The sequence below is a fragment of the Dokdonella sp. genome (assembly GCF_017744955.1).
GTDB lineage: Bacteria > Pseudomonadota > Gammaproteobacteria > Xanthomonadales > Rhodanobacteraceae > Dokdonella_A.
The window spans coordinates 276,663-302,894 of record NZ_JAGIAG010000004.1 but is presented as its reverse complement, the minus strand read 5'-3'; the positions used below and the strand labels follow the sequence as shown (position 1 = coordinate 302,894).

The following is a 26,232-nucleotide window of genomic DNA, read 5'->3' as shown; positions in this document are numbered from 1 at the left end:
GGCCTATGCAAGAGACCTACGAGCCGCAGGCGGTCGAAGCCGCTGCGCAGAAGTACTGGAACGACACGCGCGCCTTCGAAGTGAAGGAGGATCCGGCCCGGCCGAAGTTCTTCTGCCTGTCGATGCTGCCGTATCCGTCCGGCGCGCTGCACATGGGCCACGTGCGCAACTACACGATCGGCGACGTGATCAGCCGCTACCAGCGCATGCAGGGCCGCAACGTGCTGCAGCCGATGGCCTGGGACGCGTTCGGCCTGCCGGCCGAGAACGCCGCGATCAAGAACAAGACCGCGCCGGCGAAGTGGACCTACGCCAACATCGACCACATGCGCGCGCAGCTGAAGACGATGGGCTACGCGATCGACTGGTCGCGCGAGTTCGCCACCTGCCGCCCGGACTACTACGTGCACGAGCAGCGCATGTTCGTGCGCCTGTTCAAGAAGGGCCTGGCGTATCGCAAGAACTCGGTGGTGAACTGGGACCCGGTCGACCAGACCGTGCTCGCCAACGAGCAGGTCATCGACGGCCGCGGCTGGCGCACCGGCGCGCTGGTGGAGAAGCGCGAGATTCCGCAGTGGTTCCTGAAGATCACCGACTACGCGCAGGAACTGCTCGACGGCCTCGACCGCCTGCCGGGCTGGCCGGATTCGGTCAAGACCATGCAGCGCAACTGGATCGGCCGCTCGGAAGGCCTGGAGATCCAGTTCGCCGTCGAAGGCGAGAGCGAGCCGCTGACGGTGTTCACGACACGTCCGGACACGCTGATGGGCGTGACCTATCTCGCCGTCGCCGCCGAGCATCCGCTGGCGCTGAAGGCGGCCGAGGACAAGCCGTTGGTCGCCGCCTTCGTCGAGGAATGCCGCCACGGCGGCACCGCCGAGGCCGACATCGAGACGGCCGAGAAGAAGGGCATCGACACCGGTCTGAGCGCGATCCATCCGATCACCGGCGAGAAGCTGCCGATCTGGATCGCCAACTTCGTGCTGATGGGCTACGGCACCGGCGCGGTGATGGCGGTGCCCGGCCACGACCAGCGCGACTGGGAATTCGCCACCAAGTACGACCTGCTGATCAAGATGGTGGTGATCAGCGACGCCGTGCGCGACGCGATCCGCGAGCTCGGCCGCGATGCCGCGCGCAACGCCGATCCGATGAGCGCCGCGCTCGGCGAGAGCCGCGCGATCGACCCCTACGAGCCGGCCGCCGCCGAGAGCATCGTCGAGGAATTCGAGCGTGCGATCGTCGAGGACGGCGCCTACACCGACTACGGCACGCTGGTGAATTCCGGCGAGTACGACGGCCTGGACTACCGCGGCGCGTTCGACGCGCTGGCCGCGCGGTTCGAGCAGGAAGGCAAGGGCGCGCGCCGCGTCAACTGGCGCCTGCGTGACTGGGGCGTCTCGCGCCAGCGCTACTGGGGCTGCCCGATTCCGATCGTCTACTGCCCCAAGTGCGACGCGGTGCCGGTGCCGGAAGACCAGCTGCCGGTGCTGCTGCCCGAGGACGTCGAGTTCATGGGCGTGCAGTCGCCGATCAAGGCCGACCCCGAATGGCGCAAGACCACCTGCCCGCAGTGCGGCGGTCCGGCCGAGCGCGAGACCGACACCTTCGACACCTTCATGGAGTCGAGCTGGTACTACGCGCGCTACACCTCGCCGGGTGCCGCGACGCAGATCGACCAGCGCGCGAACTACTGGCTGCCGGTCGACCAGTACATCGGCGGCATCGAGCACGCGATCCTGCACCTGCTGTACTTCCGCTTCTACCACAAGCTGCTGCGCGACCAAGGCCTGGTGCAGTCGGACGAGCCGGCGACCAACCTGCTGTGCCAGGGCATGGTCATCGCCGAGACGTTCTACCGCGAGAACGGCGACGGTTCGAAGGAGTGGATCAATCCGGCCGACGTCGAGATCCAGCGCGACGAGCGCGCGCGCGTGACCGGCGCCCTGCTCAAGGCCGACGGCCAGCCGGTGCAGATCGGCGGCATCGAGAAGATGTCCAAGTCGAAGAACAACGGTGTCGATCCACAGTCGATGGTCGGCAAGTTCGGCGCCGACACGGTGCGCCTGTTCTCGATGTTCGCCGCGCCGCCGGAACAGTCGCTCGAATGGAACGAGGCCGGCGTCGAAGGCATGGCGCGTTTCCTGCGCCGTTTCTGGCGCGAGGTCGCCGCGCACGCGGCGAATCCGCCGGCGGGGCCGGTCGACGCGGCGGCTCTGACGCCGGCGCAGAAGACCCTGCGCCGCCAGGTGCACGAGACGATCCAGAAGGTCTCCGACGACATCGGCCGCCGCTACGCCTTCAACACCGCGATCGCGGCGCTGATGGAACTCCTGAACGCGGTCGGCAAGTTCGACGACGCAAGCGAACTGGGCCGCGCCGTGCGCCACGAGGCGCTGACCGCGATGGTGCTGCTGCTCAATCCCGTCACGCCGCACGTCTGCCACACGTTGTGGCAGGCGCTCGGCCACGCCGAGGTTCTGCTCGAGGACCAGTCCTGGCCGAAGGTCGACGCGGGCGCCCTGGTGCGCGATGCCGTCACGCTGGCGGTGCAGGTCAACGGCAAGCTGCGCGGCACCATCGAGATGCCGGTGAACGCGGCCAAGGACGAGATCGAGCGCACCGCGCTGGCCGAGCCGCGCGTCGCCGAGTTCATCGCCGGCGCGACGCCGAAGAAGATCATCGTCGTGCCGGGCAAGATCGTGAACATCGTCGTCTGAAGAGAAGCTTCCCGCCGCGTCGTCCCGGTGCAAGCCGGGATGCGTCCGATCCCGGCCGTCGGCCGACCTGAATGGATTCCGGCTCGCGCCGGAACGAGGGCATCACGAACGTTGCGCTCATGACCCGACCCATCCTCTACAGCAATCGCGAATCCGGCCACAGCTACAAGGTCGCGCTCGCACTGCGCCTGATGGACGTCCCGTTCGAGCAGCGCGCGGTCGACCTGAACCTGCCGCGCGAGCGGCGCCCGGAGGACTTCCGCCGCGTCTCGCTGTTCGGCGAGGTGCCGGTGCTGGTCGACGAGGACGGCCTGGCCGTGTGCCAGTCGAACGCGATCCTCGACCATCTCGCGCGCCGCTACGGCAAGCTCGACGGCGCCACGCCGGCCGCACGCACGCGCGTGCGCGAATGGCTGGCCTGGGAGGCGAACCGCCTCGCGATGAGCTTTCCGCACCTGCGCTTCTCGCGCCGCTTCACGCCGGCCGGCGAGACGCTGGAGGCGTACTGGACCGCGCGCATGCAGGCCGATTTCGACCGCCTCGCGCTCGCGCTCCGCGGGAATGCGTTTCTGGCCTGCGACGCGCCGACGATCGCCGACGTGACCTGCTGCGGCTACCTGTTCTGGACCGACCAGGCCGGCGTCGATCTGGCGCCCTGGCCGGCGATCGCCGAGTGGCTGCAGCGCATCCGCTCGCTGCCGGGCTGGCAGGCACCGTATGATCTGCTGCTTGCCAGCCCGCCGATAGAGCCCGGAACCCGCACATGATCCTTCGCCGACTCGCCCACGCCTTCCTCGCCGTTCTCCTCCTCGCGCTGGCCGGTTGCGGTTTCCACCTGCGCAAGGAAGCCGACCTGCCGCCGAGCATGCAGCGCATCGTCCTGGTCGGCGTCGATCCGAACAGCGCGCTCGGCAAGGATTTGGCGAAGGCGCTGCCGCGATCCGGCGCGACCCTCGTCGACAAGGTCGAGGAGGGCGTGGCGGTAATGAAGTTCGTCGCCAACTCGTTCAACACCGACGTGCTCTCGGTCAGCGGCAGCGCCCGCGCGAACGAGTATTCGCTGCGCTACCACGTCGAATTCCTGGTCGAGAACGCCGGCGGCACCGCGCTGCTGCCGAAGCAGACGATCGAACTCTCGCGCGAGTTCACCTTCGACGCGAGCCAGGCGCTCGGCGTCGCCGCCGAGACCGACCTGCTGACCAAGGAACTGCAGCGCGACATGGTGCAGACGATCCTGCGTCGCCTCGAAGCCGCCGCGCACGCGAAGCCGTGACGCGGCCGCGTCGCCGCACGCCGCGATGGCCACCCATCTCCCCCTGTTCCGCAAGCAGCTCGCCTCCGGCGAGCTGAAGCCCGCCTACCTGATCGCCGGCGCCGAGCACCTGCTCGTGCTCGAAGCCGTCGACGGCCTGCGCGTGCGCGCGAAGGAACTGGGCTACCTCGAGCGCGACGTGCTCGACGTCGAGGCCGGTTTCGACTGGAACCGCCTCGCCGACGCCGGCCGCTCGCTGTCGCTGTTCGCCAGCCGCAAGCTGATCGACCTGCGCCTGCCGACCGGCAAGCCGGGCAAGGAGGGCAGCGCGGCGATCGTCGAGTACTGCCAGGCGCCGCCGGACGACACCGTGCTGCTGATCAGCGCCAACGACTGGAGCAGCAAGCACGACGGCGCCTGGTCGAAGGCGGTCGAGCGCATCGGCACGTTCGTGCCGGTATGGCCGCTGAAACCGGCCGAACTGCCGGACTGGATCGGCGCGCGCATGGCCAGTCGCGGCCTGCGCGCGACGCCGGACGCGATCGCGCTGCTGGCCGAGCGCGTCGAAGGCAACCTGCTCGCGGCGAGCCAGGAGATCGACAAGCTGGCGCTGCTGCACGAAGGCGCGACGATCGACCTCGAAACGCTCGAAGCCGGCGTCGCCGACGATGCGCGCTACGACGTGTTCCGCCTCGCCGACGCGGCGATCGGGGGCGACGCCGGCCGCGCCCTGCACATCGTCGCCGGCCTGCGCGCCGAGGGCGAGGAACTGATTCCGCTGCTCGGCTGGCTGCTGACCCAGTTGCGCCTGCTGTTGCGCCTCGCCTCGGCGCCGAACGCCGACGCCGCGCTGCGCAACGAGCGCATCTGGCCGCAATCGCGCGAGGGCTTGTTCCGTCGCGCGCTGAAGCATTCCGATCGCGTGCACTGGGAGCGCTGCCTCGACCAGGCCGGCCGCATCGACCGCATCGCCAAGGGGCGCGGCGACGGCGACGGCTGGCGCGAACTGGAACGCCTGGTCGCGGCGATCGCCACGCCGCGCCGCGGCGGAGGATTGCTCGCATGAGTGCCGCGCGCCCGCTGGCCCTGCTCGGCGGCACCTTCGATCCGATCCACAACGCGCACCTGCGCGTCGCCTGGGAAGCGGCCGAATTCCTCGACGCCGACGTCAGCCTGCTGCCGGCGCACGTGCCGCCGCATCGCGACCAGCCGCTCGCCGGCGCCGAACAGCGCGCCGCGCTCGTGCGCTTGGCGCTCGCCGGCCAGAACCGGCTGCGCCTGGACACGCGCGAGCTGCGCCGCGAAGGTCCGTCCTACACCGTCGACACCCTGCTGGAATTGCGCGCCGAGCTCGGCGAGGAGCACCCGCTGGTGCTGCTGGTCGGCGCCGACGCCTTCGCCGGCCTGCCGGAATGGCATCGCTGGAAGGAACTGTTCGAACTCGCGCACATCGGGGTGCTGACGCGGCCCGGCCACAACGGCGTGCTGCCGACCGAGCTGCGCACCAAGATCGCTTCGCGCCGCTGCAGCGAAACGCGCTTCGTGCGCGAGGCGCCGGCCGGGCGCGTGATCGCGATCCCGGTCACGCCGCTGGACATCTCCGCGACGCAGGTGCGCGCGCTGCTCGCCGATGGGCGCGAGCCGCGCTATCTGATGCCGGACGCGCTGTTCGCCGATCCGGGGCTGCTGGCGCCGTATCGGGGTGGGGGCTGAGGAGCTTCTGCGCTTCCTGGGAAGGCCGAGGGAAGAAGGCGTTTCTCGTAGAGGCGCAGAGAACGCAGAGGAAAAATCTCCGCTCTCTGCGCGTTCTCTGCGGCTCTGCGAGAGATGGCTTCTCGAACGCACGGATGGGCGTCAGCCTTTCGGCTGCTGCTTCGGTCTGTCGAACCGCAGTGCTTGCGGGCCGGTCGACAAGGCGATTTCTCGCAGAGGCGCAGAGAGCGCAGAGAAAAGATTTCTTTGCTCTCTCCGCGCTCTCCGCGGCTCTGCGAGCAATTGCTTTTTCGAACGTACCGCCGAGCGTCAGCCTTTCGGCCGCCGCTTTGGCTTGTCGAAGCCGCCTTGCGGCTTGGGACGGAACGATGGCGGCTTGGCGGCTTGTGGCTTGCGCGGCTTGCCGAAATCCGGCTCGTCGCCGCCGCGCGTGATGCGCAGTTGCTGGCCGGAGACCCAGACCTTCTTCAGATGCTTGAAGATTTCCGGCGGCATGCCGGACGGCAGGTCGACGTAGCTGTGGTCGTCCTGGATGTCGACGCGGCCGATGTGCTTCGAATCGAGCCCGGCTTCGTTGGCAATGGCACCGACGATGTTGCCGGGCTTGACGCCGTGCGCATGGCCGACTTCGATGCGGAAGGTCTCGAAGCCGGCTTCAGGCACGTGCGGACGATCGTCGCGTCGTGCCCTGTGCTCGCGTTCTTCGCCATGATGCGAGCGCGGTGGGCGGGTTTCGGTGCGCGCCGCGCGTTCGGTCGGAGCGGTTTGCGGACGATGCTCGGGGAATTCGCGCTGCGCAGAATGCGGGCCTTGTCGTGCGTCGTCCGTGCGCACGCCCGGGTCGGGTTTCTTCCTTCGTTCGGCTTGGGTACCGAACTCCGGTTTGCCGCGCAACGACGAATCGCCGCTGCGGTCGCGCGGGCGGGCGTCGCGATCCATTCCGCGCGCCGCGCGTTCGAATCCTGCGGCCCGCTCCGGCCGCGCCTGCGGCGCGAGCAGCAGCGGCTGCTCGCCCTGCACCAGCTTGGCCAGCGCCGCGGCGATCTCGACCGCGGGCACGTTGCGCTCCTGCTCGAACTGCTCGACGAGCTGGCGGAACACGCCGAGGTCGTCGGAGACGAGCGCGTCGGCGATGCGCTGCTTGAACTTGGTGATGCGATGGTCGTTGACCGCCTCGACGCTCGGCAGCTGCATCTCGGCGATCGGCTGGCGCGTGGCGCGCTCGATCGCCATCAGCAGGCGCTTCTCGCGCGGCGCGACGAACAGGATCGCCTCGCCGCTGCGTCCGGCGCGGCCGGTGCGGCCGATGCGGTGCACGTAGGCTTCGGTGTCGGTCGGGATGTCGTAGTTCAGCACGTGGCTGATGCGTTCGACGTCGAGGCCGCGCGCGGCGACGTCGGTGGCGACGAGGATGTCGAGCCGGCCGTCCTTGAGCTGGCCGATCGTGCGCTCGCGCTGCGCCTGCACCAGGTCGCCGTTGATCGCGGCGGCGGCGAAGCCGCGCGCCTGCAGCTTCTGCGCCAGTTCCTCGGTGCCCGACTTGGTGCGCGCGAACACGATCATCGCGTCGAACGGCTCGGCTTCGAGGATGCGCGTCAGCGCGTCGAGCTTCTGCAGGCCGCTGACGTACCAGTAGCGCTGGCGGATGTTCGTCGCGGTGGTGGTCTTGGCCTTGATCGTGATCTCGGCCGGCTCGCGCAGGTAGGTCTGCGCGATGCGCCGGATCGGTGCCGGCATCGTCGCCGAGAACAACGCGACCTGACGCTCCGGCGGCGTCTTCTTCAGCACCGTCTCGACGTCCTCGATGAAGCCCATGCGCAGCATCTCGTCGGCTTCGTCGAGCACCAGCGTGGTCAGCTCGGACAGGTCGAGCGAACCGCGCTCCAGGTGATCGATCACGCGCCCCGGCGTACCGACCACGACGTGCGCGCCGCGGCGCAGGCCGCCGAGCTGCGGGCCGTAGCTCTGGCCGCCGTAGATCGGCAGCACGTGGAAACCGGACAGGTGCGCGGCGTAGCGCTGGAACGCTTCGGCCACCTGGATCGCCAGTTCGCGCGTCGGTGCCAGCACCAGCGCCTGCGGTTTGGTCTTGCTCAAATCCAGTCTCGACAGGATCGGCAGCGCGAACGCGGCGGTCTTGCCGGTGCCGGTCTGCGCCTGGCCGAGCACGTCGCGGCCCTCGAGCAGCGGCGGAATCGTCGCCGCCTGAATGGGCGAGGGCGTCTCGTAGCCGACCGCGGACAGCGCCTGCAGCAGCGCGTCGGCGAGGCCGAGGTCTCGAAAGGCGAGGGTGGGTGCAGCGTCTTCGCGGTCCGCGTTCGACATGAGGGGAAGCGGTCGTGCCGCGGCGGGAATGGTCGTGTAGTTTACCGCGATCGGTTCCCGTACGCGGGAATCGCGCCTATCCGGGCGGATCGAAGCCGTTTCTGAAGATCCGATCGCCCTGCCACTCGAACGCGCCGATGTCGGGACCTGCACCGGCCGAGCCTACGGATGGGAGGCTGTGTCGATCCCATGACACCAGGCGGTCGATCGTCCCGCGGTCGATTGCAGGGCCGGCGCGCATCAGCGCCATCCGGGTCGGCAAGGCCGATCAATCGCGCCTGGTCGCGGTCTCGAAACCGTCCGCGAAGATCGCGTCGAGATCGAGCGGCAAGGTGAACTCGCCGCCGACCGGCGCGCTGCCGGCGTAGGCGCTGTCGACCGCGGCGACGCGCCAGACGTAGCGGCCGGGCGGCAGGCCGCCGAGGTCGCGGCGCAGCGTGTTGCCGATCGAGCCGGGCTGCGGCAGGCGGCCGGGCAGGGCGATCGGCGCGGCGTCGCGCCAGAGTTCGAGGTCGTAGGTCAGCTGGGCGCTCGGCGTGTGGTCGTCGGCCGCGGCGGTCCAGCTGAGGACGATGCCGTCCTCGCCGGACGGTGCCAGGGTGAGGCCGGTCGGCGCCGCCGGCGCGGCGTTCACGGCGACGGCGTCGTTGCGGAACAGGTGGATCTGCGCCTCGACCAGGCCGTTGCCGCCGGGCACGAAGAAGCCGCCGGCGACCAGGTAGTCGAGGTCGCCGTCGCCGTCGAGATCGAACCAGGTGAATGCGCCGCCGCGGCCGATCGAGCCGATCGGCGCCGGCAGCTGCACGCCGATCGGCGCGAAGCTGCCGCCGTCGTTGGCGTAGATCTCCGACTTGCCGGCGATCTTGCTGTCGCCGATGTAGCTGCCGGTGACGAGCAGGTCGACGTCGCCGTCGGAGTCGTAGTCGGCCCAGGTCGCCGCGTTGAAGTCGAGCCATTCGGCGGCCGGCGCGCTGATCAGGTCTTCCGCCGTGTAGCCTGCGCTGTCCTTGCGGTAGAGGCGCACGACGGTGACGAAGGTCTCGTCGGGCTCCTGCAGGTTGCCGGCGACCAGCAGGTCCTGGTCGCCGTCGGCGTCGACGTCGGCCATGTCGGCCAGCCCGTGCGCGACGCGGATGCCGAGAGGATCGCTGGCGTGGAAGCCGTCGGCGTCGTTGCGGTACAGGCGCACGTAGCCGTTGTCGGTGTTCGGATCGACGTTGGCGAGCAGCAGATCCAGATCGCCGTCGCCGTCGTCGTCGGCCCAGGCGCTCTGCGCGTTGACGCTCGGGTCGATCGCCGCGTCGGTGTCGGTGAAGGTCCAGCCGCCGGCGCCGTCGTCGCCGTCGTTGCGCAGCAGGCGCGTGCTGAACGTGAAGCTCGCCTCGTCGAAGACCGACGGCACCAGCAGGTCCAGGTCGCCGTCGTTGTCGACGTCGGCGAGGCTGATCGAACGCAGGTCGTAGGTGTCCTCGTATTCGGAATCCTCGTAGTAGGCCGGCAGCGCGACGTCGGTCGCGACCAGGCTGCCGCCGTCGTTGCGGTAAAGCGCCATCGCGCCGCCGGAGGCGACGAGCAGGTCGTGGTCGCCGTCGCCGTCGATGTCGCCCCAGGCGAGGTCGGAGGCGCCGGCGATCATGCCGTTCAGGGGCAGCTCGACGGTGGTGAACGACCACAGCCCGCCGTCCCCTTCGCCGTCGTTGTGCAGCAGGAGCAGCTTGTCCTCGACGCTGACGTCGTAGACGACGTAGAAGCCGATCACGGCGAGATCGGTGCGGCCGTCGCCGTCGTAGTCGGCCGGCGCGATCGAGTTGATCCAGAAGTCCTCCTCCGGCGGCGTGGCGAAGTACGGCGCCGTGGTCGGAGTGACTTCGCTGAAGGTCACCTGCGCGGCGGCGGGCGGGACGAGGAGCGACAAGGCAAGGAAGACGGATGGGCGCACTGCAATTCCCCGAAGACGAAGGCCACTGCGCCTGGGTTCCGCGGCAAGGGCCGGAAGGTTGCGAGCGGGCCGCCGGCGCGGCCGCCGTCAGTATCCTGTCAAGCAAATGCGCATATACTCGGCCCGCGCCGATCCCGGCGCCTGGCATGAATCGAGGTCGCCTCCACTTGGCTACGTCGGAACAACGCGCCCGGCCACGCAAGGCCGGAACTCCCAAGGCCGCCAAGGCCGCTCCCCGCAAGACCTCCGCTACCGCGAAGAAATCCGCACCCGCCAGGAAGGCGGTCGCTGCGAAGAAGGCGGTGGCCCCGAAAAAGAAGAACGCCGCGCCGCGCGCCGTCAAGCCCGCCGCGGTGAAGTCGGTCGCCAAGCCACGAGCGAAGAAGAAGGTCGATCCGACCGAGCGTCTGCGCGACGTGGTGATCGACGCGCTCGACGGCCTGAAGGCGAAGGACGTGCAGGAGATCGACGTGCGCGGCAAGAGCTCGGTGGCCGACCTGATGGTGGTCGCCAGCGGCACGTCGACGCGGCACGTGAAGTCGCTCGCCGACGAAGTCGTCAAGAAGGCCAAGCAGGCTGGCCTGCCGCCGATCGGCGTCGAAGGCCAGCGCGAGGCGGAATGGGTGCTGGTCGATCTCGGCGACGTGATCGTGCACGTGATGCTGCCGCGCACGCGCGAGTTCTACGGTCTCGAACGGCTGTGGACGGTCGGCGACGCCGAATACGCCGCTGCGGTCTGAGAGACGACTCCGCCGTCAACCGACGCCATGCCCGCGAACGCGGGCATCCGTCGAAACGGTGGCGTGGATGACGGCCCGCGTTCCGCGGGCGGTCCGGCGGGCCATTCGCTTCGCGGATGATGGGCTTTCTCGTATCGCCGCGCGGCCGCCCGACCCGCCGTTCCGCGTTCGCGGGAATGACGATCCTTTCGGAGGCCGCACGTGAAAACTCGCCTGATTTCGGTCGGCGAGCGCATGCCGGCCTGGGTCGCCGAGGGCTTCGCGGAATACCGCAAGCGCCTGTCGCACGATCTTCCGCTCGACCTGGTCGAAATCCCGCTCGGCAATCGCGGCAAGGGACGCGATGTGGCGCGCGCGATCGTCGACGAAGGCGCGGCCGTGCTGGCGGCGCTGCCGAAGGATGCTCATCTCGTCGCGCTCGACGGTCGCGGCAAGCCTTGGTCGAGCGAGCAATTGGCCGCCGAACTCGCGCGCTGGCGCATGTCCGGCCGCGATCTGGCGATCCTGATCGGCGGCCCGGACGGCCACGCGCCCGAGGTGCTCGCGCGCGCCGACCAGCGCTGGTCGCTGGGGCCGCTGACGCTGCCGCACATGCTGGTGCGGCTGGTGGTCGCCGAGCAGCTCTATCGCGCGACGTCGATCAACGCCGGGCACCCCTACCACCGCGCCTGAGCAGCAGGCGCGGCAGGCGTTCCGCTCGGGCGATCAGATGTTCGCCATCGCGTCGAGCGCGCTCTTCAGTCCATCCGCGTCGACGACGAAATCGACGACGTTGGCCTTCAGTGCGTCGTTGAAGCGGAACTCGTAGTGGCCGTCCGCCAGCGGGCGGAAGTCCAGCGTGCCGCTGTGCGCGAAGGCGCATTCCGTCGCGTGGCCGGCGCGGATGTCCGAGACGCAGCGCGCGAACTGCGCGTCGGAGCCGCGCAGGCGAACCACGTGCGCGTCGCCGTAGGCGGAGATCGCAGGCTGGTTGTCGAGTCGCTCGACGACGATGTTCTGGTGCGGGCCGAAGCGCGCCACCTGCAGCGAAGCGGCGGCGAGCAGTCCCAAGGTGGTGACGATCATGGTTTTTCCTTTCCCGTGTGCGGCAGTTCGCGGATCGGCCGCGATGACGTGCGCGAATTCTGTGGGAGGAACCGCGGTAAACAAGTCCTCCCATTTCAATTTGTTGCATTCGATCGAAGCTTCTTCACGGATTTTCACCGCGTGTCGTGATGAGCGATGCGGAAGGGCGCAAAACCGAGGCGTCGATTGCTTCGGCGCGGCAGGCACGGCAGGCTGCGCAGCCCTGCCGCAGCGCGAGCCACACTCATGACGATCCGGCTTTTCCTCGCTTCGCAATCGCCGCGCCGGCGCGAGTTGCTCGCGCAGATCGGTGTCGACTACGAACTCGTCGACGTCGAGGTGCCCGAGCGGCGCGAGCCGGGCGAATCGCCGGAGGACTACGTCAGCCGCGTCGCGCGCGAGAAGGCCGGCGCCGGCTTGCTGCAGCTCGGCGCGGTGCCGGACGCGCTGGTGCTCGGCGCCGACACCGAGGTGGTGCTGGACGAAGAGGTGTTCGGCAAGCCCGCCGACGCCGCCGACGCGACGGCGATGCTGCGCCGCCTGTCCGGCCGCGCGCACCGCGTGGTGTCGACGGTGTGGATCGTCAGCGCGGGCCGCGAGGAGCACGCCACCAGCCTGTCGACGGTCGAGTTCATGCCGCTGGACGAGGCGGCCATCGCCGCCTACGTCGCCAGCGGCGAGGCGTTCGGACGGGCCGGCGCCTACGCGATCCAGGGGCGCGCCGGCCGTTTCGTGCGCCACCTCGAGGGCAGCTACAGCGGCGTCATGGGCCTGCCGCTGTACGAGACCGGCGAACTGCTGCGGCGCTTCGGCGTCGGCTGACGCGTGCGCCGGGAAATCCCCTCATTCCCGCGCGAGCGGGAATCCACGGTGTTCCCGACCGCGCAGGAAAGTCCCGATGCACCCCGCTGCAAGCGCGCCGAGCGCTCGCCGCAGCCGCAGGGATGATCCGCGTCGCGGGATTCCCCGACGCGGCTATTCGACCGGTTCGAAATCGTCGGCGAAGATCGGATCGCGCACGTCGGCATCGACCGTGAACTCGATGTAGGAATCGGTGAAGCGTCCGCCGCCGGCCATCTCGGTGCCGAAGCGGCCTTCGCGGATCGTGCCGTTGAAGCGGTCGGTGTTCTCGATCACGTAGTCGAACGTGTTCTGGCCGGACCAACCGAGATCGACGCCTTCGAGGCGCACCTGCGTCTCCGGCGCGTCCAGCACCGGCACGTCGAAGGTGTAGTAGAAGTCGGCCGCGTCCTGCGTCCCTTCGGTGGTGTAGTGGATGACCAGGGTGGTGCCGATGATGCGGCCGGTGATCGGGCCGTTCTCGTCGCCGAAGTAGCCGAAGGTGAACGCGTAGCTGGCGGTATCCGGGAAATCGACGCGGCGGACCAGGATTTCGGCGTGGGCCGAAGGCGCGGCGAGGACGAGAGCGAGGCCGGCGGCGAGCGAGGCGCGAAGCATGGGATTCTCCGGGGGAATGGCCGTCGCATTGCACCGTGCCGGCGCCGCGCGAGTCTTGACGGTTTCATGACGCGGTCGCGACGAAGCGTGATCCGGCGCGGCTGCGGCGGATTCAGAACGCTGCCAGCCAGCGCGCGTCGAACTCCAGCTCGGGCGATTGCGTGAGCTGGTCGAGACGCGCCTGCTCGGCGTCGGCGTCGGCGTGGCGACCGGTGGCGCGCAGCGCGGCGATGCGCAGGGCGATCGCGTCGGGATGCTGCTCCAGCCACGGTTTCCATTGCGGCCGCGCCAGCAGGTCGGCCGGGCGGTCGAGCGCCAGCTGCCAGCGGCCGAGTTGGAACAGGGCGGCCTGCGCGACCGCGCCGTTGGCGTGGCCGTCGGTGTCGAGCAGCCGCGCCAGGTCGTCGGCGGCCCCGGCAACGTCGCCGGTGGCGCCGCGTTCGAGCGCGGCGATCAGCGGCTGCCAGGCGCGCCAGTGCGCCGCTTCGGCGCCGTTCGCGGTGCGGCGGCGGAACTCGTTCGCGGCCGCCTGCGCGCGCGGCGCGTCGCCGGCCTGCGCGGCGGTCGCGACGGTGTCGGCCAGCACCTGCACGACGTTGCGCTCGATCGCCGCCTCGGCGTAGAGCCGGCGCGCCTGGTCGAGTTCCTCGAAGGCGCGCGGCCAATCGTGCCGGCGCGCAGCGAGGCCGGCCAGCGCCCAGCGCGCCTCGGCCTGCCAGTACGGATTCTTCTCGCGTTCGGCCGCGGCCAGCACCTGTGCGGCGAGTTCGCGCGCTTCCTCGCGCCGCTCAAATGGCGCCAGCGTCCAGATCAGCTGGGTGCCGGTGAGCATCTGCAGATTGAGGTCGCCGCGCGTGCGCGCCAGCGCGATCGCCTGCTTGAACAGCGCGCTGGCGTCGAGCAGGCGGCCTTGGTTGGCCTCGGTCGCGCCGAGATTGCCGAGCGTGGCGCCTTCCAGATACGCATCGCCGGCGGCGCGCGCCGCGTCGAGGCCGGTGCGCAGCGCGGTCGATGCGGCGGCAGCGTCGCCGGCGCCGTTGTCGAGGCTGGCCAGATTCACCAGCACCAGCGCCTCGCCGCGGCGACTGCCGGCGGCACGGGCGAGTTCGAGCGCGCGCTCGAAATGCCGGCGCGACTCGGCGAAGCGGCCGCGCTCGTCCTCGATCGAGCCGTAGGCGACCAGCAGGTCGATCAGGGCCAGCGGCTGTCCTTTCGCCGGCAGCTGCGCCAGCGCCTCGTCGAGCAGCGCGGCGGCGGCGTCCAGGTCGCCGCGCGCGAAGGCGAGCGAGGCGAGCTGCTTCAGCGCCACCGCCAGCAGCTCGGCGTCGCCGCGCTCGCGCGCGGCGGCAGCGACCTTGCCGGCGTTGTCGCGGCTCTCGGCCGCCTCGCCGCTGCGCGCCTGCGCGGTGGCGAGGCCGAGCCGCGCCCAGGCGAGCCCCGGATCGTGGTCGAGGCAGATCGCGAAGTACTTCTTCGCCGTCGCCGCGTCGCCGCGCAGTTGGGCGTCGAGGCCGCGCGCGTAGGCTTCGGCGATGAACGGATTGGCGCGGCCGGCGGCACCGACGTCGGCCGGCGGCGGCGCCTCGAGGTCGAGCCAGCGGCGCACGCGCGCGACCGCGTCGGCGGCCAGCGCGGCCGGTTCGCTGCCGTGCAGGGTGTCGCGGCGCTCGGCGCCGCCGTCGGCGATCAGGCGCACGTCCAGCTCGTAGACCGGACCGAGCCGGCGCAGCTCGCTGGCCAGGAAATGCGTGGCGCCGAGCGCGCGGCGGAGCGTCTGCAGGCTGGCGGCGTCGGTCTCGGCGCGGTCGCCGACCACGGCCTGCACGCTGGCGGCGGCGGCGATCTCGGCCTTGCCGGGCTGACCGAACAGGCTGGTCATCAGCCCCATCAGGCCATTGCGCGTCCAGGCCAGCGTGGCGTCGCCGCTGCGATCGACCACCGGCAGCACGGCGATACGCTGCGGCGGACCGGCGGCGGGCAGGGAAGGCGCCTGTCGCCACAGCAAGCCGGCGGCGAGCAGCAGCACGGCGGCGAACGCGACGGCGAGATACCGGCGCCCGTGCGCGGCGCTGGTCGCCGGCGGCGGATCGACGGGAGGATTCGGCTGCGCAAGCGGCGCCGCGCTCGATGGCGGCGCCGTCTCGTCGGCATCGGCTTCGGCGGTGACCGGCGCGACCCAGCGCAGGCCGCGGCCGTGCACGGTGCGGATCACGCGCTGCGCGTCGCCGTCGTCGCCGAGCGCGCGGCGCGCCTTGCGCAACTGCTGCGAGAGCGCCGCGTCGGTGACCGGACGGTCGCCCCACAGGACGGCGTTCAGCTCGCGCTTGGACAGGGCGCGGTCGCGATCCTGCAGCAGCACGGCGATCAGGTCGAAGACTTTCGCTTCGAGCTCGACCGGGTGCCCGTCGCGATGGATCTCGCGGGCGCCGAGGTCGATCAGGTACTCGCCGGTGCGAAAGCGCGAGGGCGTGGACAAACTCGTTCCGGGGTGGTGCGGGCCCCGGATTCTAAGCGATCACGGGTGCCGGGTCGGACCGCGCGCGGGGCGGGCGCGCGGGCGACGTTGCGGCGTTTGCCCGTCCGGGGCAAAGAATTCTTGCAACGGCGGCGTTTCATTCGACAAGAACGCGCCCGGAAAGCTATAAGTCTCATCAGCTTCCCCCGCCAAGTGCTTTCATGTCCGAAGAAATCCTGATCAACGTCACCCCGCGGGAGACGCGTGTCGCGCTGGTCGAGAACGGCATGCTGCAGGAGGTGCACGTCGAGCGGGCGAGCCGGCGCGGCTACGTCGGCAACATCTACAAGGGCAAGGTCAGCCGGGTGATGCCGGGCATGCAGGCGGCCTTCGTCGAGATTGGCCTGGAGCGCGCGGCGTTCCTGCACGCCTCGGACATCGTGCGGCTGACCTCGCCGCTGATCGGCGACAACGGCGAGAGCGCGCCGGCGCCGCCGCCGCCGATCGGCGAGCTGGTGCGCGACGGCCAGGAAATCGTCGTGCAGGTGGTCAAGGACCCGATCGGCAGCAAGGGCGCGCGCCTGACCACGCACCTGTCGATCCCCTCGCGGCACCTGGTGCTGCTGCCCTACAGCAAGGTGCTCGGCGTGTCGGTGCGCATCGAGGACGAGGCCGAGCGCGCGCGCCTGAAGGAGACGCTGGCCGAGCTGCTCGGCGAGACGCGCTTCGGCTACATCGTGCGTACCAACGCCGAAGGCGAATCGCGCGAGGCGCTGGCGGAGGACATCGACTACCTCGGCCGCCTGTGGAAGGCGGTGCAGGCCGACATCGAGACGGCCAAGGTCGGCCGCTGCATCTACGAGGATCTCAACCTGCCGCTGCGCGCGCTGCGCGACCTGATGCGGCCGTCGGTGGAGAAGGTGCGCGTGGACTCGCGCGAGACCTTCGAGCGTGCCTCGCGTTTCGCGCAGCAGTTCATGCCGGAGTTGGCCGAACGGGTGGAACATTACCCGGGCGAGCGGCCGATCTTCGACCTCAACGGCGTCGAGGACGAGATCCAGAAGGCGCTGCGCAAGGAAGTGCCGCTGAAATCCGGCGGTTATCTGATCGTCGACCAGACCGAGGCGATGACCACGATCGACGTCAACACCGGCGCCTTCCTCGGCTCGCGCAATCTCGAGGAAACCGTGTTCCGCACCAACCTGGAAGCCGCGCAGGCGGTGGCGCGCCAGCTGCGCCTGCGCAATCTCGGCGGCATCATCATCATCGACTTCATCGACATGTCCGACGCCGAGCACCAGCGCCAGGTGCTGCGCCAGCTGCAGAAGTCGATGGCGCGCGACCACGCCAAGTCGACGGTGTACGAGATGTCCTCGCTCGGCCTGGTCGAGATGACGCGCAAGCGCACCACCGAGAGCCTCGAACACCAGCTGTGCGAGCCGTGCCCGGCCTGCAGCGGCCGCGGCACGCTGAAGACCGCCGAGACCGTGACCTACGAGATCTTCCGCGAGATCACCCGCGCGGTGCGCCAGTTCGAGGCCAAGCAGCTGCTCGTGCTGGCGGCGCCGAAGGTCGTCAACCGCATTCTCGAAGAGGACTCCGCCGCCGTCGCCGAGCTGGAGGAGTTCATCGGCAAGACGATCCGCTTCCAGCCCGAAGAGCATTACTCGCAGGAACAATACGATGTGGTCGTGCTGTAACGCCGGGGACGCCGCGTGACGACGGCTCTTCGGGCGCGCCTGCACCGCCTGCGCTTCGCCGCGCTGGCCACGGTGAGTGCGCTGGTGATCGTGCTCGGCCTGTTCGCCGGCCTGGTGCAGCTCGCGCTGCCGTGGGTCGAACGGCATCCGCAGCAGGTCGAGCAGTGGCTGTCGCAGCGGCTCGGGCGCAGCGTGGCGATCGGCCAGGTGCGCGGACAGTGGATCGGCGGCGGCCCGGTGCTGACGCTGGAGAACGTGCGCATCGCCGCGGCCGATCCCCAGGGTGCGCCGTTCACGGTTCCGAACGCGGAGCTGGCCTTCGATCCGTGGGCGTGGTTCCGCCGCAATCACGCGGTCAGCGAATTCCGCATCGGCGGACTCGACCTGCAACTGGCGCGCGTCGACGGTGCGTGGCACCTGCACGGCCTGGATCTCGCGTCGCAGGGTGGCGACGAGGCGTTCTCGATGGGCGCGCTCGGCGCGATCGAGATCCGCGATTCGAAGTTTTCGGTGGTCGATGCGGAACACGACCTCGACCTGCAGCTCGGCGTGCCGGTGCTGCGCCTGCTCAATCGCGGCGCGATCACGCGCGTGGTCGGGCGCGTGCGCCTGCTCGGCAGCGACTCGCCGCCGCTGGAACTGGTCGCCGACCTCGACGTCAACCGGCGCTCCGGCGAGATCTACCTCGGCGGCCGCGATCTCGATCTGGCGCGCGCCGGCGCGCGGCAGACGCCCGGCGGCGTGCTGGTCACCGGCGGCCGCGGCGACGTGCAGGTGTGGGCGCACGTGGACGCGGCGCGCCTCGGCGACGTGCGCGCCAAGGTCGATCTGCGCGAGGCGCAGTTCGGCGGCGTCGTGCCGATTGCATTGGAAGGAAAACCTGCGTCCGACGGCAAGACGCCGTTCGACGAGAAGGCCGAGGTCGCCCCGCGCGCCGCGTTCGAGCGGCTCGCCTTCGTCGCGCGCTGGCGGCGCGAAGACGGCGGCTGGAATCTCGACCTCGCCGATTTCCTCGCCGACGCCGACAAGCAGATGACGCCGGCGCGGATCAGCATCGAACGGCGCGGCGACGCGGACCATCCGAGCTATCGCGCCGGCGCCACCGCGCTGCCGCTGGAGCCGATCGGCAGCCTGGCGATGCTGTTCGCCTCGGCGCCGGAGGGCTTGCGCCGCTGGCTGTATCTGGCGCATCCGCGCGGTCTGGTCGCGAACGCGGGACTGCGCTGGAGCGGCGCGGCCGACTTCGAGGCGGACGCGCAGCTGCGCGGACTGGATCTCGCCGACGCGGACCGCGTTCCGGGCGCCGCATCGCTCGACCTCGACCTGCACGGCGACGCGCAGGCGATCCTGCTCGAGCTGCCGCCGCAGGCGCTGCGCATCGACTATCCGCGCGTGTTCCGCAAGCCGTTCCTGTTCTCGCAATTCGGCGGCGACGTGATCGTGCGCCCGGACGAGGACGGCTGGCACGTCGGGACCGACCGGCTCGTCTTCGAGGGCGAAGGCTACGGCGGCGAGCTGCGCGGCGACGTCGTGCTGCAAGCCGGCCGGCGCCCGTTCCTCGATCTGTACACGGTCGTCACGCACGGCGAGGTGGTCGCCGCCAAGCTGTTCTGGCCGACCACCAACATGTCGCCGAAGGCGATCGCCTGGCTCGACCGCGGTCTCGTCGGCGGCCGCCTCGTCGGCGCGCGCGCGGCGTTGCGCGGCGATCTGGCCGACTGGCCGTTCCGCGAGTATTCCGGCCGCATGATCGCGCGCGCCGAGGTCGCCGATCTCGATCTGATCTATGACGCGAACTGGCCGCGCGCGGAAAAGGTGCACGCGTTCGCGGCGTTCGAGAACAGCGGCATGCAGGTCGAAGTCGCCGCGGCGGAATCGATGGGCAACGAGATCGGCGAGGCCAGCGCGACGATCGCCGACTTCAACCAGTCGATCCTCGACCTCGCGCTGAAAGGCGAGGGCAGCGGCGCGAGCCTGCTCGGCTTCCTGCGCGCCACGCCGATCGGCAAGCGCAACGAGGATGCGCTGAAGGATCTGGAGATCGCCGGCAAGGGCACGGTCGCGCTGAAGCTGAACCTGCCGATCAAGCAGGTCGAGACGCTGGCGCTCGACGGCACGGTCGATCTCGCCGGCGCGAAAGTCGACCAGCGCGCCTACAACTTGCACTTCGACGAGGTCGCCGGCCAGCTGCGCTTCAACCAGAAGGGCATGAAGGTCGACGGGCTGGACGCGAAATTCCGCGGCCGTCCGGCCAAGCTCGGGCTGGCGATCGGCGGCGCGGCCGCGGACTCCCGCCACGCCTTCGAAGCGCGCCTGACCGGTCGCTACCCGGCCACGACGGTGTTCGCCGACGTGCCGACGATCCTGCCGGCGCTGGTCAAGTTTCCCGGCGAATCGACCTGGAACGCCGGTGTCGACATCGACACCGCCGCCGCCGGCGGCCGCAAGCGCCTGACCTTGCAGAGCGACCTGCGCGGCACCGCGATCGAGCTGCCGGCGCCGCTGGCGAAGAGCGCGGATGCGGCGCTGCCGTTCACGCTTGCGCTCGACCTGCCGTATGCGGGGCAGATCGTCGAGGCGACGCTTGCCGATCTGGTCACCGCCCGGGTGCATCCGCTGGACGCCAAGCGTCCGTTCGCGGCGCGCATCGAGTTCGGCAAAGCGACGCCGTCGGCGCCGCCGGCGCAGGGCGTGTCGATCGGCGGCCGCGCACCGAACTTCGACGCCGGCGGCTGGATCGACCTGACCCGCCTCGGCGGCGGCGACGCCGGCGGCGGCATCGGCGGCCTGCTGCAAGGCATCGACCTGCGCATCGACGACTTCCTGGTCGGCGGCCGCGGCTTCGGCGAGATGCGCCTGGTCGTCGACAGCAGCGCCGCCGCCTCGACCATCCGCCTCGACGGCGCGGCGGCGGCCGGCACGCTGACGATTCCGAACACCGATCTCGCGCGCCAGGGAGTCAGCGCCAGGTTCCAGCGCGTGTACTGGCCGGAGGCGCCGGAATCCAGCGGCGACGACGACAAGGGCACGCTCGCCGACACCGCGCCGTCCTCGCTGCCGCCGCTGCATCTGGTGGTCGACGATTTCCGCCTCGGCAAGGCGAGTTTCGGCGCCGCCGAATTCGAGAGCCATCCGATCGCCAACGGCATGCAGATCGAGAAGCTGCAGGCGCGTTCGCCGAACATGGAGATGAAGGCCAGCGGCGAATGGACCGGCGTGGCGAAGAACAACCGCTCCAAGCTCGCCATCGAGCTGACCGCCAAGAACCTCGGCCAGATGATGACCGCGCTCGGCTTCTCCGGCCTGATCGACGGCGGCGCCGCGCGCGCGACGATCGATGCGTCCTGGGTCGGCCCGCCGTCCGCGTTCGCGCTGCCGCGGCTCGACGGCACGCTCGACATCGACGTGTCGGAAGGCCGCTTCCCCGAGGTGGAACCCGGCGCCGGGCGCATCTTCGGCCTGCTCTCGCTGACCGAGATTCCGCGCCGCCTGAGCCTGGACTTCAGCGACTTCTTCAAGTCCGGCCTCAGCTTCAACTCGATCAAGGGCAAGTTCCGGCTCGCCGACGGCAATGCCTACACCGACGGCCTGATCATCAATAGTCCGGCCGCCGACATCGTCGTCACCGGCCGCACCGGCCTGCGCGCGAAGGACTACGACCAGCAGATGACGGTCAGCCCGCACGCCGGCGTGACGCTGCCGATCGTCGGCGCGATCGCCGGCGGCCCGGTCGGCGCGGCCGCCGGCCTGGTCATGCAGGGCATCCTGCACAAGCCGCTCGGCAAGGTCATCTCGATGCGCTACCACGTGCTCGGCAGCTGGGAGAAGCCGCGCATCGTCGCCGTCGCACGCGAGTCGCGCGACGCCAAGAGCGGCGATTCGGGCAAGAAAAACCCGCCGAAGTCCAAGGACTTGCGTTGAGGCGGATTGCGCTGCAGCATGCGCGGCCCCATTGAGGCGGTCATTGGCGATTGGTGATTGGTGATTCGTAAAAGCGAAGCCGCCCCCTCCCGTCGCCGGCGTCGCTCTTACGAATCACCAATCACGAATCACCAATCACAGCCCCCATGGATCTGATCACCCAAGCCGAACAACGCCTGCTGCGCCCCGGCGGTCTCGCCACCGGCGATCTCGACGGCCTCTTCGCGCGCCTGATGGGGCCGTCGATCGACGCCGCCGACCTGTATTTCCAGCACTCGCGCAGCGAGTCGTGGCTGCTCGAGGACGGCATCGTCAAGGACGGCAACCACTCGATCGAGCAGGGCGTCGGCGTGCGCGCGCTGTCCGGCGAGAAAGCCGGCTTCGCCTATTCGGACGAGATCGTGCTGCCGGCCCTGCTCGAAGCGGCCGGTTCCGCGCGTGCGATCGCGCGCGCCGGCAGCAACGGCGTCGGCAAGCCGCTGGCGATCGCCAGCGGTCGTGCGCTGTATCCGGCGATCGATCCGATCGACAGCTTGTCGAACGAGGCGAAGATCGCCGTGTTGCGCGAGGTCGACGCGTACTGCCGCGCGCAGGATCCGCGCGTGAAGCAGGTCATCGTCAGCCTCGCCGCGGCGCTCGACACCGTGCTGATCGCGCAGTCCGACGGCACGCTCGCCGCCGACGTGCGGCCGCTGGTGCGCATGAACGTGCAGGTCGTCGCCGAACAGAACGGCCGCCGCGAATCGGGCAGCCACGGCGGCGGCGGACGCTACGGCTTCGACGAACTGCTCGCCGACGGCCGCGCGCACGCGTTCGCGCGCGAGGCGGTGCGCGTGGCGCTGGTCAACCTCGAATCGGTGCCGGCGCCGGCCGGCAACATGACCGTCGTGCTCGGCCCCGGCTGGCCCGGCGTGCTGCTGCACGAGGCGATCGGCCACGGCTTCGAAGGCGACTTCAACCGCAAGGAAACCTCGGCCTTCGCCGGCATGCTCGGCGAGAAGGTCGCCGCCGACGGCGTCACGGTCGTCGACGACGGCACCCTGGCCGGCCGCCGCGGTTCGCTCAGCATCGACGACGAGGGCACGCCGTCGCAATGCACCGTGCTGGTCGAGAACGGCGTGATGAAGGGCTACATGCAGGACAAGCTCAACGCGCGCCTGATGGGCATGCGCTCGACCGGCAACGGCCGCCGCGAATCGTTCGCGCACCTGCCGATGCCGCGCATGACCAACACCTACATGCGGCCGGGTTCGCGCGATCCGGGCGAGATCATCGAGTCGGTCTCGCGCGGCCTCTACGCGGTCAACTTCGGCGGCGGTCAGGTCGACATCACCAATGGCAAGTTCACCTTCTCGGCCAGCGAGGCCTACCTGATCGAGAACGGCAGGATCACGCGCCCGGTCAAGGGCGCGACGCTGGTCGGTTCCGGCTCCGACGTGCTCAAGCGCATCTCGATGATCGGCAACGACCTGCAGCTCGACGAGGGCGTCGGCGTGTGCGGCAAGGACGGCCAGAGCGTGCCGGTCGGCGTGGGGCAGCCGACGCTGAAGATCGACAGCATGACCGTCGGCGGCACCGCGGCATGACGCTGGCGCGCCGTTTGCGCGGCGGATGCTGGCTGGTGGTCTTCGCGTTGTGCTCCGTCGCGGCGTTCGCGCAGGCGCGTGAGGCGGCCGTGACGACGGTTGCGGCGAAAAGCTGTGCGGCGCTGAAGAGCCGCGTCGATGCGGCGCCCGGCAAGGGCCCGCTGTTCCTGCGCAGCTACGACGGCGGGCAGGGCGGGGCCGAGCCACAGGAACCGGCGCTGCGCACCGCGGCCTTCGTCTACGACGAGGCGCTGGCGGTGATCGCGCTGGACGGTTGCGGCGCGCTGCCCGAGGCATTGCGCGTCGGCGAGGCACTGCGCCTCGCCGCGACGACGGATACGCGGCTGCGCAACGCGTATCGCGCCGGTCCCGTCGACGGTAAGGTGCTGCGCAACGGCTGGTGGGACGCGTCGCAGCAGCGCTGGGTCGAGGACGGCTACCAGGCCGGCACCGCGACCGGCAACGTCGCCTGGGCCGCGCTGGCCTTGCTCGCGTTGCACCGCGCGACGCACGAGGCGAAATGGCTCGACGCGGCGCGCGGCCTCGGCCGCTGGATCGTCGTTCACACCGCCGATACGCGCGGCGCCGGCGGATTCCGCGGCGGCGTGGACGGCTTCGACGAGGCGCCGGTGCCGCTCGACTGGAAGTCGACCGAGCACGCGCTCGATCTCGTCGCGCTGTTCGACGGGCTCGCCGCGGTCGACCGCGGCGGCGAATGGGCGACGTACGCGGCCTCGGCGCGCGCATTCCTCGCCACGCAATGGGACGAGCGCGAGGACCGCTTCACGATCGGCACCGGCGTCGACGGCGCGCAGCCGAACCTGCAGACCTCCGCGCTCGACGTGCAGCTCTGGTCGCAGCTGGTGCCGCAGGCCGAATCGAAATGGAAACGCGCGCTCGCCTACGCCGAACGCGCGCATAGCGTCGATTGCGGTTTCGACTTCGACGCCGACCGCGACGGCGTCTGGCTCGAAGGCACCGCGCAGGCGGCGCTGGCCTACCGCGTGCGCGGCGATCGCGCGGCGGCGGAGCGGCGCCTGGGATGCATCGCGCGTGAATTCAGTGCCGACGGCTACGTCTACGCGACGCGCGAAGCGCGCATCACGACGGGGCTCGCGGCCGGCGCGTACTACTTCCGCCTGCCGCATCTCGGCGCGACGGCGTGGGCCGCGCTGGCGGCACTGGGCAGGAATCCGTATGTCGCGGCACGCTGAGCGCGCCAGGCGTCATTCTTCGGCCGCGTCGTCGATCTCGTCGACGGCTGCGGCCGTCGCGTCGCGCAGGGCGCGGAACAGCTCGCGGTACGCGTGCGGCGGCTTGTTCGCCTTGCGCTCGGCCAGCGCGTTGCGCACCAGCTGGCGCAGTTGCTGGCGGTCGGCGGCCGGGTGCGCGGCGATGAATTCGGCCAGCGCTTCGTCGCCTTGCTCGAGCAGGCGCTCGCGCCAGACCTCGACGCGGTGCAGCGCGGCCGCTTCGCGATGCGCGGCGGTGCGATCGTGCGCCAGCGCTTTGCGGATCGGCTCGATCGCCTCGTCGTCCTGCTTGCGCAGCTGCTTGGCGAGGAACTGCGTCTGCCGCTTGCGCGCGATGTGCGACGTGATCGCACGCGTGCGCTGCACCTCGGCGAGCAGGTCTTCGTCGAGCGGCACCCGCGCGAGCTGCGCGTCGCTCAAGGAGGCCAGCGCCTCGGCGAGCTTGAAGATGTCGAGCGCGTCGCGGCGCAGCTGGCTGCGGCTCGGGCCGGTGAACTCGTCGTCGAAATCGTCGGTGTCGTGCATTCGTGGACAGATGGAGCGCCTGGTTGACGTCGGGACCGCGGAAGCGGGACGGCGAGGGCGGGATGCCTCGGCGGACAACCGCGCAGCGGATGGCCCGTGGGCGGCGTGCAGGATGCAGGTTGTCATCCGAAATCACAATGGATGCCCGCTCGCGCGGGCGTGAGCAGATCAAAAGCATGCCGTATCGCGGCGAAGGCCGCCACGGCGATCGAGGACAGTCCGTGAATACCGTAATGAACCCAGATGCCGCTTCCGTCGAACTCGACCGCCTCGCGCAGATCGCCGAGGACGTGATCCGCCGCTGCCGCGCCAAGGGCGCCAGCGAGGCCGACGTCGCCGCCAGCGTCGATTCCGGCCTCAGCGTCGGCGTGCGCCTCGGCGAAGTCGAGACGGTCGAGCGCACGCGCGACCGCGGCGTGTCGCTGACGGTCTACTTCGGCAAGCGCAAGGGCTCGGCCAGCACCGCCGATCTCGATCCCGCCTCGATCGAACAGACCATCGAGCACGCCTGCGCGATCGCGCGCTACACCGAGGAGGACCCTGCCAACGGCCTCGCAGACGCGGACCTGATGGCCAAGGACATCCCGGACCTGGACCTGTGGCATCCATGGAACATCACGCCCGAGGAAGCGATCCGCCTGGGCCTGGAGATCGAGGACGCCGGCCGCGCCTTCGATCCGCGCATCGACAACTCCGACGGCGCCTCGGTGCAGGTCGGCGCCGCGATGACCGCGTACGCGAACTCGCTCGGTTTCGTCGGCACCGAACGCGGCACGCACCATTCGCTGTCGGTCGCACTGATCGCCGAGGACGAAGGCGGCATGCAGCGCGACTACTGGTACGACAGCGTGCGCGCGGCCGGCGATTTCGCTTCGGCCGAGTCGATCGGGCGCAAGGCGGCCCAGCGCACGGTGGCGCGGCTCGGCGCGCGGCGGCTGTCGACGCGCGACTGTCCGGTGCTGTTCGTGCCGGAGGTCGCGCGCGGCCTGATCGGGCACTTCCTCTCCGCCGCCAGCGGCGGTTCGCTCTACCGCAGGACCAGTTTCCTCGTCGACCACGTCGGCAAGCAGGTCTTTCCGGAATGGATGCGCATCGTCGAGCGTCCGCGCATCCCGTGCGGCCACGGTTCCACCGCGTTCGACGCGGAAGGCGTCGCCACGCGCGACTCGGACCTGATCACCGACGGCGTGCTGGCGCGCTACATCCTCGGCAGCTATTCGGCGCGCAAGCTCGGCCTGCGCTCGACCGGCAACGCCGGCGGCATCCACAACGTCGTGGTGGAGCCGGGCGGCGACGATTTCGCCGCGCTGCTCCGGCGCATGCACACCGGCCTGGTCGTGACCGAGCTGATGGGGCAGGGCGTGTCGCTGATCACCGGCGACTACTCGCGCGGCGCGACCGGCTTCTGGGTCGAGAACGGGCAGATCGTCCATCCGGTCGAGGAGATCACCATCGCCTCGAACCTGCGCGAGATGTACGCCAATCTCGTCGCGGTCGGCCGCGACGTCGATCCGCGCTCGCACATCCTCACCGGCTCGATCCTGCTCGAACGCATGACCGTCGCCGGCGAGTAGTGTCCT

The 26,232-nt window shown here is 70.3% G+C and carries 19 protein-coding genes; 13 read left to right on the top strand and 6 right to left on the bottom strand.

Annotation, left to right across the window (positions count from 1 at the left end; genetic code table 11):
- The first annotated feature begins 5 nt into the window (after positions 1-5).
- From leuS to nadD, 5 genes are all read left to right on the top strand, one after another.
- Positions 6-2,720: a leucine--tRNA ligase gene (leuS, locus tag J7520_RS11815; RefSeq protein ID WP_291188472.1), complete on the top strand. Its 2,715-nt coding sequence runs from the start codon at positions 6-8 to the stop codon at positions 2,718-2,720.
- Positions 2,721-2,839: 119 nt separating this feature from the next.
- Positions 2,840-3,487 carry a glutathione S-transferase family protein gene (locus J7520_RS11810; RefSeq protein WP_291188470.1) on the top strand — a complete coding sequence of 216 codons (648 nt, stop codon included), beginning with the start codon at positions 2,840-2,842 and terminating at the stop codon, positions 3,485-3,487.
- Positions 3,484-3,993: an LPS assembly lipoprotein LptE gene (gene lptE / locus J7520_RS11805; RefSeq protein ID WP_291188468.1), complete on the top strand. Its 510-nt coding sequence runs from the start codon at positions 3,484-3,486 to the stop codon at positions 3,991-3,993. Before J7520_RS11810 ends, lptE begins: the two co-directional genes overlap by 4 nt.
- 25 nt (positions 3,994-4,018) lie before the next feature.
- On the top strand, positions 4,019-5,038 hold the full coding sequence (gene holA, locus J7520_RS11800) for a DNA polymerase III subunit delta (RefSeq protein WP_291188466.1): 1,020 nt from the start codon (positions 4,019-4,021) through the stop codon (positions 5,036-5,038).
- Positions 5,035-5,685 (top strand): nicotinate-nucleotide adenylyltransferase, encoded by a 651-nt coding sequence (gene nadD, locus J7520_RS11795; RefSeq protein WP_291188464.1) that lies wholly within the window; start codon positions 5,035-5,037, stop codon positions 5,683-5,685. Before holA ends, nadD begins: the two co-directional genes overlap by 4 nt.
- Before the next feature lie 309 nt (positions 5,686-5,994).
- Here nadD and J7520_RS11790 read toward each other — a convergent pair whose 3' ends face one another.
- Both J7520_RS11790 and J7520_RS11785 read right to left on the bottom strand, forming a co-directional pair.
- Positions 5,995-8,010 carry a DEAD/DEAH box helicase gene (locus J7520_RS11790; RefSeq protein ID WP_291188462.1) on the bottom strand — a complete coding sequence of 672 codons (2,016 nt, stop codon included), beginning with the start codon at positions 8,008-8,010 and terminating at the stop codon, positions 5,995-5,997.
- A gap of 268 nt (positions 8,011-8,278) precedes the next feature.
- Complete coding sequence (locus J7520_RS11785) at positions 8,279-9,949, bottom strand: VCBS repeat-containing protein (protein ID WP_291188460.1); 1,671 nt, start codon at positions 9,947-9,949, stop codon at positions 8,279-8,281.
- A 407-nt stretch (positions 9,950-10,356) separates the two neighbouring features.
- Between J7520_RS11785 and rsfS the strand changes: the two genes are divergently transcribed.
- On the top strand, positions 10,357-10,689 hold the full coding sequence (gene rsfS, locus J7520_RS11780) for a ribosome silencing factor (protein WP_291188566.1): 333 nt from the start codon (positions 10,357-10,359) through the stop codon (positions 10,687-10,689).
- 201 nt (positions 10,690-10,890) lie between these two features.
- Complete coding sequence (gene rlmH, locus J7520_RS11775; RefSeq protein ID WP_291188458.1) at positions 10,891-11,361, top strand: 23S rRNA (pseudouridine(1915)-N(3))-methyltransferase RlmH; 471 nt, start codon at positions 10,891-10,893, stop codon at positions 11,359-11,361.
- A 33-nt stretch (positions 11,362-11,394) separates the two neighbouring features.
- On the opposite strand, the gene J7520_RS11770 is transcribed toward rlmH, so the two are convergent.
- Positions 11,395-11,754, bottom strand: coding sequence for a hypothetical protein (locus tag J7520_RS11770; protein ID WP_291188456.1), 360 nt, complete (start codon positions 11,752-11,754; stop codon positions 11,395-11,397).
- A gap of 246 nt (positions 11,755-12,000) precedes the next feature.
- On the opposite strand from J7520_RS11770, the gene J7520_RS11765 reads away from it, so the two are divergent.
- The gene (locus tag J7520_RS11765; RefSeq protein WP_291188454.1) at positions 12,001-12,576 is read left to right on the top strand and encodes a Maf family protein; all 576 of its coding nucleotides are present in this window, start codon (positions 12,001-12,003) and stop codon (positions 12,574-12,576) included.
- A gap of 153 nt (positions 12,577-12,729) precedes the next feature.
- Here J7520_RS11765 and J7520_RS11760 read toward each other — a convergent pair whose 3' ends face one another.
- Both J7520_RS11760 and J7520_RS11755 read right to left on the bottom strand, forming a co-directional pair.
- Entirely contained in the window at positions 12,730-13,212 is a 483-nt protein-coding gene (locus J7520_RS11760) for a hypothetical protein (RefSeq protein WP_291188452.1), read from the bottom strand.
- Between the two features lie 112 nt (positions 13,213-13,324).
- On the bottom strand, positions 13,325-15,688 hold the full coding sequence (locus J7520_RS11755) for a tetratricopeptide repeat protein (protein WP_291188450.1): 2,364 nt from the start codon (positions 15,686-15,688) through the stop codon (positions 13,325-13,327).
- A 200-nt stretch (positions 15,689-15,888) separates the two neighbouring features.
- Here J7520_RS11755 and rng point away from each other — a divergent pair, with 200 nt between their 5' ends.
- The 4 genes from rng to J7520_RS11735 all read left to right on the top strand — a co-directional run bounded on the left by rng (position 15,889) and on the right by J7520_RS11735 (position 24,088).
- Positions 15,889-17,367, top strand: coding sequence for a ribonuclease G (gene rng, locus J7520_RS11750; protein WP_291188448.1), 1,479 nt, complete (start codon positions 15,889-15,891; stop codon positions 17,365-17,367).
- A 15-nt stretch (positions 17,368-17,382) separates the two neighbouring features.
- Complete coding sequence (locus J7520_RS11745; protein ID WP_291188446.1) at positions 17,383-21,288, top strand: YhdP family protein; 3,906 nt, start codon at positions 17,383-17,385, stop codon at positions 21,286-21,288.
- Between the two features lie 146 nt (positions 21,289-21,434).
- Complete coding sequence (gene tldD, locus J7520_RS11740) at positions 21,435-22,874, top strand: metalloprotease TldD (protein WP_291188444.1); 1,440 nt, start codon at positions 21,435-21,437, stop codon at positions 22,872-22,874.
- Positions 22,871-24,088 (top strand): hypothetical protein, encoded by a 1,218-nt coding sequence (locus J7520_RS11735; RefSeq protein WP_291188442.1) that lies wholly within the window; start codon positions 22,871-22,873, stop codon positions 24,086-24,088. Before tldD ends, J7520_RS11735 begins: the two co-directional genes overlap by 4 nt.
- A gap of 12 nt (positions 24,089-24,100) precedes the next feature.
- Here J7520_RS11735 and yjgA read toward each other — a convergent pair whose 3' ends face one another.
- A complete protein-coding gene (gene yjgA / locus J7520_RS11730; protein WP_291188440.1) occupies positions 24,101-24,652 on the bottom strand; it encodes a ribosome biogenesis factor YjgA in 552 nt (183 codons plus the stop codon).
- A 233-nt stretch (positions 24,653-24,885) separates the two neighbouring features.
- On the opposite strand from yjgA, the gene pmbA reads away from it, so the two are divergent.
- On the top strand, positions 24,886-26,226 hold the full coding sequence (gene pmbA / locus J7520_RS11725; protein ID WP_291188438.1) for a metalloprotease PmbA: 1,341 nt from the start codon (positions 24,886-24,888) through the stop codon (positions 26,224-26,226).
- Positions 26,227-26,232: the final 6 nt, after the last annotated feature.

Bases quoted from the DNA above. Each gene is read 5' to 3' on its own strand.
- yjgA (WP_291188440.1), bottom strand. From the start codon at position 24,652: ATGCACGACACCGACGATTTCGACGACGAGTTCACCGGCCCGAGCCGC.
- J7520_RS11810 (WP_291188470.1), top strand. From the start codon at position 2,840: ATGACCCGACCCATCCTCTACAGCAATCGCGAATCCGGCCACAGCTAC.
- leuS (WP_291188472.1), top strand. From the start codon at position 6: ATGCAAGAGACCTACGAGCCGCAGGCGGTCGAAGCCGCTGCGCAGAAG.
- nadD (WP_291188464.1), top strand. From the start codon at position 5,035: ATGAGTGCCGCGCGCCCGCTGGCCCTGCTCGGCGGCACCTTCGATCCG.
- rng (WP_291188448.1), top strand. From the start codon at position 15,889: ATGTCCGAAGAAATCCTGATCAACGTCACCCCGCGGGAGACGCGTGTC.
- holA (WP_291188466.1), top strand. From the start codon at position 4,019: ATGGCCACCCATCTCCCCCTGTTCCGCAAGCAGCTCGCCTCCGGCGAG.
- J7520_RS11770 (WP_291188456.1), bottom strand. From the start codon at position 11,754: ATGATCGTCACCACCTTGGGACTGCTCGCCGCCGCTTCGCTGCAGGTG.
- pmbA (WP_291188438.1), top strand. From the start codon at position 24,886: ATGAACCCAGATGCCGCTTCCGTCGAACTCGACCGCCTCGCGCAGATC.
- J7520_RS11735 (WP_291188442.1), top strand. From the start codon at position 22,871: ATGACGCTGGCGCGCCGTTTGCGCGGCGGATGCTGGCTGGTGGTCTTC.
- lptE (WP_291188468.1), top strand. From the start codon at position 3,484: ATGATCCTTCGCCGACTCGCCCACGCCTTCCTCGCCGTTCTCCTCCTC.
- tldD (WP_291188444.1), top strand. From the start codon at position 21,435: ATGGATCTGATCACCCAAGCCGAACAACGCCTGCTGCGCCCCGGCGGT.
- J7520_RS11760 (WP_291188452.1), bottom strand. From the start codon at position 13,212: ATGCTTCGCGCCTCGCTCGCCGCCGGCCTCGCTCTCGTCCTCGCCGCG.
- J7520_RS11790 (WP_291188462.1), bottom strand. From the start codon at position 8,010: ATGTCGAACGCGGACCGCGAAGACGCTGCACCCACCCTCGCCTTTCGA.
- J7520_RS11765 (WP_291188454.1), top strand. From the start codon at position 12,001: ATGACGATCCGGCTTTTCCTCGCTTCGCAATCGCCGCGCCGGCGCGAG.